The sequence below is a fragment of the Limnobaculum allomyrinae genome, from assembly GCF_016649425.1.
Lineage (GTDB): Bacteria > Pseudomonadota > Gammaproteobacteria > Enterobacterales > Enterobacteriaceae > Limnobaculum > Limnobaculum allomyrinae.
Genome location: NZ_JADRCR010000009.1, coordinates 38,290 through 51,039, shown reverse-complemented (window position 1 = coordinate 51,039; position 12,750 = coordinate 38,290). Strand labels below are relative to the sequence as shown.

Here is a 12,750-nt window from a genome sequence, read left to right as displayed (position 1 = left end):
AAAGACGTGATCAATTGTCTGATTTGAAGTATATCTATCAAACAGGACAGATGTACACTCTGCAACCTGATAATTTCTGTTTATGAGTGATGTACCGTATGGCCTACCTGTTCCCCCTGCTTGCTGTCCTTATTTGGGCAATTAATGCCATCGTCAATAAGCTGTCAGCTGGCGCTATTGATCCTGCGGCAATTTCATTCTACCGCTGGGCATTGGCCTTACTTATCATGACCCCTTTTATTTTGCCGGGTGTCATTCGCCGCAGAAAGAGTATCTATCCCTACTGGTGGAAGCTGTTAATCCTTGGCTTTCTGGGAATGGCGCTGTATCAAAGTCTGGCTTACTACGCAGCCTACACCATCAGCGCATTAACGATTGGTATCTTTGTTTCGCTGATCCCATTACTGACAGTACTATTAAGCATTATTATTCTTAAGACACCACCAACGCTGGGAGTGGTTATCGGTGGGCTGCTCTCTTTCTGTGGTCTGGTATGGCTGATTAGCGCAGGAAACCCTGCCGGTTTGTTATCCATTGGGGTTGGTAAAGGTGAACTGATGATGCTAACCGCCGCCACCGCCTATGCCCTGTATGGTGTGTTAACTAAGCTCTGGTCAATCCCACTATCAAACTGGCAATCGGTATATATTCAATCTTTCTTTGGCATGTTGCTGCTATTACCTGATTTTCTGATGACCGATGATATTTCGCTAAACGCACATAATATTCCATTGGTGTTGTATGCCGGTATTCCTGCTTCGGTTATTGCGCCTTTTGTCTGGATTCAGGGGGTGATGAAACTGGGCGCCAGCAAAGCAGCACTGTTTATGAACCTGACACCAGTGATAACCGCTATTATCGCCATTATCTTTCTGCGTGAACCATTACACAGTTACCATCTTGTTGGCGGCACCATCTCACTTATCGGCGTTATTCTGGCGCAGCGGTTGCATATCCCTTTGGGGAAAACCAAGCCAAAAGTCTCTATTGTTGAAGTGGAGAGATAACAAGATATGGCTGAAATCGGGTTATATTCTGTGAATCCGCGCTGCAACACATTACAATAAGCGCACTTACTCAGGTTTGTTAATAAACAGAGATGGATAACCAATGAATTTTGAACTAATGGTGGATGGTGAAGTGTTGCCGGAAGTCAGTATGCCAATACTGAAGAAAGCCGTAGCCGGTATCTATGACGATGTTGGCAGTTTTATCGTGCTGGAACCCAAAACGCCATTAGAGGGTTCAATCTATCTTCAGGCCGCATTAACCGATGACAATTATATGGTTGAAACCAGGTTAGTCTTCGGCGAAGAGTTTTCCCACTATCGCTATACCACCAGTGATGTGGATGAAGTCACCGACTTTTTTGTTGCCTATTATCAGGATAACAAGATACCAGATTTAAAACGTTGGGATGATGTGACGGAAGAGTTTTAAGTAATACAAGACTACCAAATCAACCTATTGATAAACCAAGAAAATTATCAATAGCACCTATTCCGGTCGTAAAATCTAAAGTAATCATATTGAGTTTGTGCTCGACCGGAAGAGCGCTTGTACTTAGCTTCAGAGCGTATCCGGTAGCTAGAGCGGCTACGCTTCGCCCTTCCGACAATCGACGCTTTTAAAATATAACATCATCAATCTTATGAATTAATCAGGAGCCTGATAGCGTTACGCCGTTAGCCCAGTCGGCTTCAGGATCTTCCATGGCGACCTGATGTACGCCGCCCGGGAACTGTGATTGCAGCAGTTCATACTGTTCCTGTAGCTCCCCAATCGGATGTTTCCAGTCATGAAGGTAGTAAATTGCCTGAACCTTAGCTTGCAGCATGGATTTAGTGCAGTCAAAGCAAGGGCGTAAAGTAGAATAGACTACCGAGCCTTCAACCGGGTTACCAAATCGCGCAGCGGAAATAATGGCATTCTGCTCTGCATGAACACAAATACAAACATCATAACCAACGCTGGCTTTATAGGCAGCACGGTCACGACAACGAACACAACCACCATCGGTACAGTTCTTTATTCCTTCCGGCGTGCCGTTATAACCGGTAGAGATAATTCGATTATCTTTGACCATCACACCCCCAACCTTGCGCCCAAGGCAGTTAGCCTTTTTACGTACGGCAATGGCGATATTCATATAATACTCGTGTCGTTCCATACGCTTTCTCCTGATGGTGTGAGTGGTGGCTACCTGATTCTGACGGTCATAATGAATAAATTACGAATAGGTAGCAATATACCAGTGAGCATTCAGCTTTTCTAATGTATCCCCATCTAATGGATGTGTACCATCTTCAATATGCACCAGATTTATCGTCCAGGGTACACCGCCCTTTTGCCACAAAATAAATGAAATATCGCCATTGTCCATCAGACTAAAGCCACTGATTCGAAGGTTTTTCAACTCACTGCGCAGTTCATAATACAACTTTAATGAAATCTCATGCTGCTGACAGTAGGCATCGATAAACCATTCAGGTTGGCTGGCTTTAGGATTGTGCGCATCCGGATAGTGCGTCACTCTCACACCATTCAAAAAACGGTAAGAGTCATAATGAACAACTCGATCGCCATCCTGATAACTGCCGTCACTTCCCAGTTCCAGAGAACGAATCTTTCCATAACTGGAAATTTTATGAACCAGAGAATCCAGTTCACGCGCATTGATCCAGAAGTATCCCTGCCAGGTAAAATGAGCCTGCCAAATCCAGATAATCGACAGACTAATGAAAATCAATACGGCAATATTGCGTTTCTTCTTATGTAAAACCGCCAGAATAAGTATCAGAAAACCAACAGCAACCAGAATAGTGACCAGCGCAGAGACATGCAGGAAAGGTAATAAAAACAACAGAAACAGTAACGGCACAATCGCCAACAGTGGGTTTAGCTGGTTCAGTTTCGACAATAAAGAAGGCGGTACCATTCAACATCCATTGAGCATAATGATTAAAATAGGGTAAATCTCCCTCTATGATAATGGGTTCTGAGATAATGAAAAGCCCTGTCGCAGACAGGGCTTTGGGAATTGCTTTGCTGAATCGGTTTTATCAGAACGGAATATCGTCATCAAAATCCATTGGTGGTTCATTTTGCTGCATTGGTGCACTTTGTTGCTGAGCCGGGCGAGATGCCTGAGCCTGTGATTGCTGCGGCTGTTGTGGTTGACCCCAGCTACCTTGAGCTGACTGGCCTTCACCGCCGCCCTGACGGCCACCCAACATTTGCATTACGCCGCCAATGTTAACCACAACTTCAGTGGTGTAGCGATCCTGACCGCTCTGGTCTTGCCACTTACGCGTTTGCAGAGAACCTTCGATATAAACCTGTGAACCTTTACGCAGGTATTCACCTGCAATTTCTGCTAATTTGCCGAAAATCACCACACGGTGCCATTCGGTTTTTTCTTTTTGCTCACCGGTTTGCTTATCACGCCAGCTCTCAGAAGTCGCAATGGTAATATTCGCCACCGCACCACCATTAGGCATATAACGAATTTCCGGGTCCTGACCCAGATTTCCGACTAGAATTACTTTATTGATGCCTCTGCTGGCCATGTCGATTCTCCTGATGAGTAAAGATATACTATTTTGATCCCTCGATTGTAGCATGGCAACAGGCGAAGGACACAAGCGTTAAAAAATGGAATTGAGTCCACAAACTTTATTACAACCGCAATGAAATTACATCTGCCATTGCATAACATTTCCCAGTCAATGACTTATCTGCTGCGGTAAAATCAGGCATTCGGATTACCGTGCAACTCCTGAGCAATCCCTTGTTTAACATCATCAGGAATTTTTAACGCTCTGGCCAGTTCATCTAAATAGCTACGCTCCATAAAGTGGTCAACATCAATCACTGCGCAACTTAACAGATAAACTTCCAATGCTTCTTCTTCGTTTTTGATGCCATAAGCCAGAGTTTGTGGATCCAGAGGTTGTTCAATGGCTTGTTGTACCCACTGCTCGGCTTGCTCACCTATGCCTAGCTGGTGAATCTGATTATTAATCGTCTGCTGTTCTTGCTCATCAATATGACCATCACTTTTGGCGGCAAAAACCAGTGCCTGCACCAGTCGACGAGCCCGTTGATCCACCGGCGTTTGCTGGGAACTAAACTGTTCATCCTGTTGTTGAGTCTCTTTCACTCGTTGTTTATATTTATTCCAAAGCACCGCGCCTAATACTGCACCACCGCCAATCACCAGCGCATTTTTACCGGCACTTCCTACCATCTTGCGGGAGGATTTATTGGTTAACAGCAATCCTGCCAGACCACCCAGCACGCCCGGCATTAATAAATCGTTTAATCCTCCTGACTCGTGGTTTTCTCCATTACTTTTTTGCCCGAGTATCGATTGAATCTGTTGTAGCCAGTTGTTCATCATTTTTCTCCATCATATGTTGATGCTACGCAGCGAGGCGAACCTTGTCCGAGTATAAGAGAAAAAACGTCAAGATATGTATAACCCATCAAATGCCAGATAAACGATTTATACCCGGTTTTAGCAACCACTATCCCAGTAACTTTCCGATACATATGAGTGAGAAACAGCCAATTACTTGAAATTATTAGTGCTAATTTGCCGCCTTACCATTAGAAGGCTTTTTGTTCTAAATCACATCATAACACTGTATATCCATTCAGTTTATTTTGTGCGATAATTCGCAGTTCCGCGTCAGAGTTAACACAGTAAGGCTTGTTGAAATGGATAAGATAGAAGTCCGGGGCGCCCGCACCCATAACTTAAAAAACATCAACCTGATCATGCCGCGCAACAAGCTGATTGTTGTTACCGGGCTATCCGGGTCAGGTAAGTCATCATTGGCGTTTGATACCCTATACGCTGAAGGGCAGCGCCGCTACGTCGAATCCTTATCAGCCTACGCTCGTCAGTTCCTGTCGCTGATGGAGAAACCGGATGTAGACCACATTGAAGGTCTTTCCCCGGCGATTTCTATTGAACAGAAATCAACCTCCCATAACCCGCGTTCTACCGTGGGTACCATTACTGAAATTCACGATTACCTGCGTTTGCTGTTTGCTCGCGTAGGTGAACCGCGTTGCCCTACCCACAATATTACGCTGGCTGCCCAAACGGTTAGTCAGATGGTCGATAACGTGCTGACATTACCGGAAGGCACCCGCCTGATGCTACTGGCTCCGGTAATCAAAGATCGTAAAGGCGAACATATTAAAACGCTGGAGAATCTGGCGTCTCAAGGCTATATCCGTGCCCGAATTGACGGCGAAGTTTGCGACCTTTCCGATCCGCCAAAGTTAGAGCTGCAGAAAAAACACACCATTGAAGTGGTCGTCGACCGCTTTAAAGTACGTGACGATATGGCGCAACGGCTGGCAGAATCATTTGAAACCGCGTTAGCTCTCTCTGGCGGTAGCGCTGTGGTTGCCGATATGGACGATAACAAAGCGGAAGAGATGGTGTTCTCCGCTAACTTTGCCTGCCCGATATGTGGTTACAGTATGCGCGAACTGGAACCCCGCCTGTTTTCATTCAACAATCCGGCCGGTGCCTGTCCGACCTGTGATGGTCTGGGCGTTCAGCAGTATTTTGATCCGGAACGCGTTGTGCAAAACGATGAGCTATCGCTGGCTGGCGGCGCTATTCGCGGCTGGGATCGCCGTAGCTTTTACTATTTCCAAATGATTCGCTCCCTGTCTGAGCACTACAAATTTGATGTGGAAGCGCCGTTTAACAGCCTGCCGGAAAACGTCCGGAAGGTGATACTCAATGGTTCAGGTAAAGAAAACATTGAGTTCAAATATGTTAACGATCGCGGTGACACCACCGTACGTAAGCACCCGTTTGAGGGTGTGCTGAATAATATGGAACGCCGTTATAAAGAAACGGAATCCACCGCCGTGCGTGAAGAATTGGCTAAATTTATCAGCAATCGTTCCTGTACCTCCTGTGGTGGTACTCGTCTGAAAGAAGAAGCTCGCCACGTATTCGTCGAAAATACGACCCTGCCAGAAATTTCTGAGCTCAGTATTGGCGATGCGATGAAATTCTTTGGTGCCCTGTCCTTGCAAGGCCAGCGAGCACAAATAGCCGAAAAAATTCTGAAAGAAATCGGTGAACGCCTAAGCTTTTTAGTCAACGTTGGTTTGAACTACCTTTCACTCTCACGCTCGGCAGAAACCCTGTCCGGCGGTGAAGCCCAACGTATCCGCCTTGCCAGCCAAATTGGTGCCGGCCTGGTTGGGGTAATGTATGTACTGGATGAACCTTCCATCGGTTTACATCAGCGCGATAACCAACGCCTGCTGGATACCCTGATTCATCTGCGAAATCTGGGCAATACTGTCATTGTGGTTGAACATGATGAGGATGCTATCCGTGAAGCAGACCACGTGATTGATATTGGCCCGGGAGCCGGTGTTCATGGTGGTAATGTGGTCGCTGAAGGTACCATGGAAGACATCATGAAGGTTCCGGAATCGCTGACCGGTCAATTCCTGTCGGGTAAACGTAAAATTGAGATCCCTAAACAACGGGTTGCGGCAGATGCCAGCAAGGTGTTGAAAGTGATTGGTGCGACAGGAAATAACCTGAAAAACGTTACGCTGACGGTTCCTGTTGGCCTGTTTACCTGTATTACCGGTGTTTCCGGTTCAGGAAAATCTACCCTAATTAATGATACTTTATATCCGATAGCCCAACGCCAGCTTAATGGCGCTACTGGCGATGAAGTCGCGCCTTACAAAGAGATTACCGGCCTGGAGCACTTCGATAAGGTGATTGATATTGACCAAAGCCCTATCGGACGGACACCTCGTTCTAACCCGGCAACTTATACCGGTATTTTTACACCGATTCGTGAACTGTTTGCCGGTGTACCTGAGTCTCGTGCCCGTGGCTATAACCCTGGTCGTTTCAGTTTTAACGTTCGCGGTGGTCGTTGTGAAGCCTGTCAGGGCGATGGCGTAATTAAAGTTGAAATGCACTTCTTGCCTGATGTGTATGTTCCTTGCGATCAGTGCAAAGGTAAACGCTATAACCGTGAAACCCTGGAAGTAAAATATAAAGGTAAAAACATTAATGAAGTGCTGGAGATGACAGTTGAAGATGCCAGAGAATTCTTTGACGTAGTGCCCGCTCTGTCACGTAAACTGCAAACATTAATGGATGTCGGCCTTTCCTACATTCGTTTAGGCCAGTCGGCCACCACACTGTCCGGCGGTGAGGCTCAGCGGGTGAAACTGGCAAAAGAGCTTTCCAAGCGCGGTACCGGTCAAACGCTGTATATCTTGGATGAACCCACCACCGGTTTGCACTTCGCTGATATTGAACAGCTGCTAACAGTCCTCCATCAGCTACGAGATCAGGGCAATACTATCGTGGTCATCGAGCATAATCTGGACGTCATTAAAACCGCCGACTGGATCGTCGATCTGGGGCCGGAAGGGGGTAGCGGTGGCGGTCAAATTCTGGTTTCCGGTACGCCTGAAACCGTCGCAGAATGCGCTGAATCACATACTGCCCGCTTCCTGAAACCAATTCTGGAAAAAGGCTAATATCGCCACAAAAAGGGAAGCTTGTTTAAGCTTCCCTTTTTATTTACTACTTTTCCTCAACCAACCCGGTTTGAATATGTCAGTCTCCTGCCATCATTAAAAGCTGAATAGTATTCAAACTGATTTATAATCGTCGTATATTGCCTGCCTTCACAGGGGGGCGTTATTTCAGTATTCAAGGAACAAATATTTATGTCGTTTTCTTCTCACTTCCGCTGGCTGGCTATGGCGTTACTGGCACTTACGCTAACCGGTTGTAATTATAACGAAATTCAAACTCAGGATGAAAATGTTACGGCGAGCTGGTCTGAAGTTTTAAACCAATATCAGCGCCGTGCTGATTTGATCCCTAATCTGGTATCTACCGCCAAAGGCTATGCTGCCCATGAAGCAGATGTGTTTAAGCAAGTTTCCGATGCGCGCTCAAGAATTGGTTCTACAGAACAAAATATGACGGCACCGGATAGCGAAGAAGCTATGCGCTCTTTCCAGCAGTCACAAGCTCAGCTGGGTAGTGCCTTATCCCGCCTGCTGGTTATCAGAGAGAGCTATCCCGATCTGAAAGCCAATGAAATGTTCTCTAATTTGATGGTTCAATTGGAAGGCACAGAGAATCGAATTGCCGTTGCCCGTCAGCGCTATATCAAAGCAGTTCAGGATTATAATCTTGAGATCCGCCGATTCCCTGGGCTGATTACTGCCAAGCTTTTAGGATATAAAACCAAGCAAAACTTCCTGCCGGAAAACAGTGAGCAAATATCAACGGCTCCAAGCGTTGACTTCTCCTCTTCAGGTAGCGATCGGAGATAGTTATGCGCCGTCTGGTACTGTTTGGACTGTTTTTTCTGTCATTGCTGGTCAATGCGGCACCGATTGCTGTGCCGCCATTACAGCAACAGGTTACAGACCTGACTGCTACGCTGTCAGCAGACAGTGTCCATACCCTGACGCAGCAAGCTGCCAGCTTTGAGAAAAACACTGGGCACCAGCTTGCAATACTGATTATTGACACAACGGGTGATGAAACTATCGAACAATTTGCCACCCGCGTTTTTGACCAGTGGCAACTGGGTAAGAAAAATGTCGATGATGGCATATTGCTTCTGGTGGCTAAATCCGACCGGACAGTACGAATTGAAGTAGGATACGGTCTGGAAGGCGATCTAACCGATCTTCAATCCAGCCAGATTATTAATCGTCTGATTATTCCAAGTTTTAAGCAGAACGATTACAGCCGGGGAATAGAACTGGCTGTGGAAGCCATAATCTATCAGCTAAACCCTGAACACAAAAATGGAGCTTCTCCGCAGCAAGCGCATTCTCAATCAGATGCTCCTCCTATTGATGAAGGACGTTCTATCCTGTGGTTAGCTGCTCTGGTGATATTATCCAGTCTGTTTCGTAAACTGACGCTACTAAAAAAGATGTTTTTTACCGGTCTGACACTGACCGCTGGTGTTCTGCTATTTCAACTGCTCATTAATCATGCCGTTGTCTGGTTGGATCTGCTTTTATCATTTGGTCTCGGCGCTATCGGAACACTTATTGCCCCAATGCTTATGAATGCCTTACTTAGCGGTGGTGGCCGTGGTGGGGGCGGATTTGGCGGCGGTCGTGGTGGTGGTTTCGGCGGCGGTGGCGGATTCAGCGGCGGCGGTGGTCGTTCTGGCGGCGGTGGCGCATCAGGTCGCTGGTAGCTGATCTAAAAACGGGTTGATGGAATGACCATCAACCCGTTTTAATCTTCATCGTTATTCTGCTGCTATTTGACAGTTACCGAAGAAAAACAAAATACTAGAGTTAAATCATTTATCTGGTTCAGGTATCTACACCCCACCCACGACATGAATTATTATAACTTATCGTTTAAATCATCATCTGATGTGATGATTAATTCATTCTGAACTTCTAACTCTTCAATCACATCTTTAGTTACGCGAGTTAACGGAACTTCTTTTGGCGTCCACTCTTCAGATTGACCAACAAAAACACCGCCGCGTTTGATAGCAATATTTTCACAACAGCTGGTGCCACGTAACATACCGTGTTCAAGAATATCGATATTCTCAGCGTAACAGCTACCGTGAACCTGCCCATCAATAATGATTTCAGGCGCATTCAGTTGGCCTTTAACATATCCGGTGTTCATGATACGGATAGAGCCTTCAGTAATATTTATATTACCGATAATTTTGCCATAAATCTGGATATCGCCACTGTCTTCAATGTCACCAACAAATGAAGCATTTCTGGCGATAATCGTGCAACGATTACGCACATCAATACTATCTGAATAGACTTTTGACTCACTACCTGAAACCGTACTTGAAACGTTACTGGTCAACGATGGTGATTGAGTGCCTGTCATCTCATATTTAGATGTTTTTTTCCCAAACATAGATAATAATTTCGTCCTTATATTAGTTAAATAGCAAAAGAAAAACAGTATAGATAACGTTGATGAAATAACACCCAATACCAAATAACCAGAGATATACAAAGCGAGGGCACTTATCCATAAGATCAGTACGCTGCATAGAAGAACATCCCTGAGAGGCTGATTATGCCTGCTTCTAGCATTCATGGAACTACATTCCGGTAATAATTGATGGGTAGCAATAGGTGTTAAGCTGTTACATAAAATGCTCATACGAGCGCTGCGTTATTTTATGCTTATTCAACCCGAAGTGCACCTGATGTATTGCTAATTATATAATAGTCATAATGCTATTAATCGTCATATCTCGTTATTATGTCGAGACTATTTGCTATTTACTCGTGCAATAAATAAACAATTACTTACCAAAAACATACGTTAATATCGCTTAATTTAACTAAACAAGTAAATAAATCAGATAATAACGATTAAAACCGGTTGCTTATTTTATTGCCTCTAGACTTTCCCCTGCTGCCAGAGCCTTTTTTACATACGCAGGTAACAACGCTCTCACTTCCTGATAGGAAATATCAATCATATTTCTTATCAATGCGTCTTCCAGTTTCCCGTTAAGAAATAGCGTATTCCATAGTGCTTTATTCATGTGATATCCGGGGATAATATTCTGGTGTTCATCCCGCAAACGCTCCGCCAGCGCCGGAGGACACTTGAGCGTGATGCTCGACCTGCCATTCAAATCACCCACTATGGCAAATATTTTACCACCCACCTTAACACGATCCGCATCCCAAAGCGGTTGATAGTCATGAACACTGCCTGTTTTGGTTAAACAATATTCAATACAGTCCTGCAAATTCATATCTATTTACCACACATATTTTTATCACGTTAATTATTTTTATGCCGTTAATTAATCATATTTATCGATATTACTGATAAAAATACCATTGTCTTCCTTTATGCTGTTTATTCGTTATTCAGATCAAATAAAAATATAATAAGACTGAGTGGTCTCTGAAATATTAATTGTAAAATCAAACGGGTGGAACCCTACTATCGTAAGGCATTTGCTATAACATCTGACAAAAAAGACAATATAGTAGCAATAAAACAATTAATATTTGCCACATACCAGAAATAGATTAATAACACATGATTAAAAATGCTTTTTACTTTTTGTATGACGATTATGTTAGTCGGATCATAAAATGCACATACACTTCTTTGCTAAAATAGCGCCACACTTTATAACAGAATAACGGAACCTCATGCGGTTACCCTGCAAGTCTTTAAACCACAAGAATCAATCTTGATGTACGACTCAGCAAAAACGAAAGACTCAACAACCTTCACGTTCCTTGTGCTGGCCCTCATCTAGCCAGACATGGTTCTTCTCGTTTTGCGCATTCTTATAAAAAATTCAGGTAAATCAAAATTAAGGCAAGCACTATGACAAATCACTCGCATACATTGGAGCACGATCAACCTTTACTCGCTAAACCTGCTAAAAAGGCCTTCTGGAAAGGTCTTGGGTTTCAGATTGCTGTCAGTATGATTCTGGGGATTTTGGTAGGATTTATCTGGCCAGAGTTTGCCACTAGCCTGAAACTATTGGGTGATATCTTTTTACGATTGATAAAAAGCGCGGTGGCGCCACTCATCTTTTTAACGGTAGCTCTGGGAATCGGAGCCGCAGGCGATATCAAGCAGGTTGGACGGGTTGGCCTGAGTGCTATTATCTATTTTGAAATAGTTTCGACCATTGCCATTTTATTTGGCTTTGGAATGGGAGAACTACTCAGTGTTGGTAGCGGCACGGTACTCACAGAAAGCCATGTGAACTCGCAGGCCACCAGCCTGATTCAAGCCTCTCATGCGGCACCAAAATCTTTCGCCCAATTCTTTCTCGAAATATTCCCCGATAGCTTTATGGGGGCTTTCTCTTCTAATAATTTATTGCAGGTCTTGGTACTGGCGTTAATGTTTGGTTTCGGGATTTTGCTGCTGAAAGAGAAAGAACGCGTGGTGGTTGAGAATGCCCTCAATTTTATTGCTAAAGCCTTTTTCAAATTTATCCACGTTATTATGTTACTGGCACCTATCGGAACCTTTGGTGCCATCGCCTATGCGGTAGGCAGTAACGGTGTGGATATGTTGATTAAGCTAACTTATCTGGTACTCGCTTTCTACCTGACACTGATTCTGTTTGTGGCGATTGTGTTGGGCGGTGTTTGTCTGATTTTTAAACTTAATCTGTTTGATATTATTAAGTTTATTAAAGAAGAGCTGTACATTACTTTCGGTACCGCTTCTTCTGAGAGTGTGCTACCTCGGCTGCTGGAAAAATTGCCTAAGTACGGTGCTTCACGTCAAACTGTAGGACTGGTTTTACCAACCGGCTATGCCTTTAATCTGGATGGAACCTCAATTTATATGTCAATGGGGGTTATCTTCCTGGCCAATGCCTATGGTATCCCACTTAGCATTGAGCAACTGTTCGGCATTCTGTTGATTATGCTGTTAACCTCTAAAGGCGCAGCGACGGTTTCCGGCGGGGCTTTTGTGGTATTTGCTGCCACCATTACCACCACAGGACTATTACCATTGGAAGGGGTTGCCGTGATGTTCGGTGTTTATCGTTTTATGTCGATGGCTCTGGCAGTGACTAACATTATTGGTAATACCGTGGCAACCATTGCGGTGGCAAAAATGAATCGTGAATACCATCCGAGTCGGCGTCAAAAACTGGAAGATGATGAGGACTAATCGGCGCGAATAGACGAATAGAAAAAAACCGG

12 protein-coding genes are annotated in these 12,750 nt (G+C 44.6%); 6 read left to right on the top strand and 6 right to left on the bottom strand.

Annotated elements, in window-relative coordinates; all coding sequences use genetic code 11:
* The first annotated feature begins 98 nt into the window (after window positions 1-98).
* A complete protein-coding gene (locus I2494_RS15715; RefSeq protein ID WP_218467814.1) occupies window positions 99-1,007 on the top strand; it encodes a DMT family transporter in 909 nt (302 codons plus the stop codon).
* A 103-nt stretch (window positions 1,008-1,110) separates the two neighbouring features.
* A complete protein-coding gene (locus tag I2494_RS15710) occupies window positions 1,111-1,440 on the top strand; it encodes a hypothetical protein (protein ID WP_218467813.1) in 330 nt (109 codons plus the stop codon).
* A 220-nt stretch (window positions 1,441-1,660) separates the two neighbouring features.
* Here the strand turns inward: I2494_RS15710 and I2494_RS15705 are convergent, their stop codons facing one another.
* From I2494_RS15705 to I2494_RS15690, 4 genes are all read right to left on the bottom strand, one after another.
* Window positions 1,661-2,170, bottom strand: a complete 510-nt coding sequence (locus I2494_RS15705; RefSeq protein ID WP_218467812.1) for a deoxycytidylate deaminase — start codon at window positions 2,168-2,170, stop codon at window positions 1,661-1,663.
* A 60-nt stretch (window positions 2,171-2,230) separates the two neighbouring features.
* Window positions 2,231-2,938 (bottom strand): hypothetical protein, encoded by a 708-nt coding sequence (locus I2494_RS15700; RefSeq protein WP_218467811.1) that lies wholly within the window; start codon window positions 2,936-2,938, stop codon window positions 2,231-2,233.
* A 124-nt stretch (window positions 2,939-3,062) separates the two neighbouring features.
* Window positions 3,063-3,569 carry a single-stranded DNA-binding protein gene (locus I2494_RS15695; protein ID WP_130592791.1) on the bottom strand — a complete coding sequence of 169 codons (507 nt, stop codon included), beginning with the start codon at window positions 3,567-3,569 and terminating at the stop codon, window positions 3,063-3,065.
* A 182-nt stretch (window positions 3,570-3,751) separates the two neighbouring features.
* A complete protein-coding gene (locus I2494_RS15690; RefSeq protein ID WP_218467810.1) occupies window positions 3,752-4,402 on the bottom strand; it encodes a tellurite resistance TerB family protein in 651 nt (216 codons plus the stop codon).
* Window positions 4,403-4,722: 320 nt separating this feature from the next.
* On the opposite strand from I2494_RS15690, the gene uvrA reads away from it, so the two are divergent.
* The 3 genes from uvrA (at window position 4,723) to I2494_RS15675 (ending at window position 9,251) form a co-directional block, all read left to right on the top strand.
* A complete protein-coding gene (uvrA, locus tag I2494_RS15685; protein WP_218467809.1) occupies window positions 4,723-7,554 on the top strand; it encodes an excinuclease ABC subunit UvrA in 2,832 nt (943 codons plus the stop codon).
* 192 nt (window positions 7,555-7,746) lie between these two features.
* Entirely contained in the window at window positions 7,747-8,364 is a 618-nt protein-coding gene (locus I2494_RS15680; protein WP_228350985.1) for a LemA family protein, read from the top strand.
* A gap of 2 nt (window positions 8,365-8,366) precedes the next feature.
* Entirely contained in the window at window positions 8,367-9,251 is an 885-nt protein-coding gene (locus tag I2494_RS15675; protein WP_218467808.1) for a TPM domain-containing protein, read from the top strand.
* Between the two features lie 155 nt (window positions 9,252-9,406).
* Here the strand turns inward: I2494_RS15675 and I2494_RS15670 are convergent, their stop codons facing one another.
* Window positions 9,407-9,952: a bactofilin family protein gene (locus tag I2494_RS15670; RefSeq protein ID WP_218467807.1), complete on the bottom strand. Its 546-nt coding sequence runs from the start codon at window positions 9,950-9,952 to the stop codon at window positions 9,407-9,409.
* Between the two features lie 481 nt (window positions 9,953-10,433).
* Entirely contained in the window at window positions 10,434-10,811 is a 378-nt protein-coding gene (locus I2494_RS15665) for an MmcQ/YjbR family DNA-binding protein (protein ID WP_218467806.1), read from the bottom strand.
* A gap of 590 nt (window positions 10,812-11,401) precedes the next feature.
* Here I2494_RS15665 and I2494_RS15660 point away from each other — a divergent pair.
* Complete coding sequence (locus tag I2494_RS15660; RefSeq protein ID WP_218467805.1) at window positions 11,402-12,718, top strand: cation:dicarboxylate symporter family transporter; 1,317 nt, start codon at window positions 11,402-11,404, stop codon at window positions 12,716-12,718.
* The last annotated feature ends 32 nt before the right edge of the window (window positions 12,719-12,750 follow it).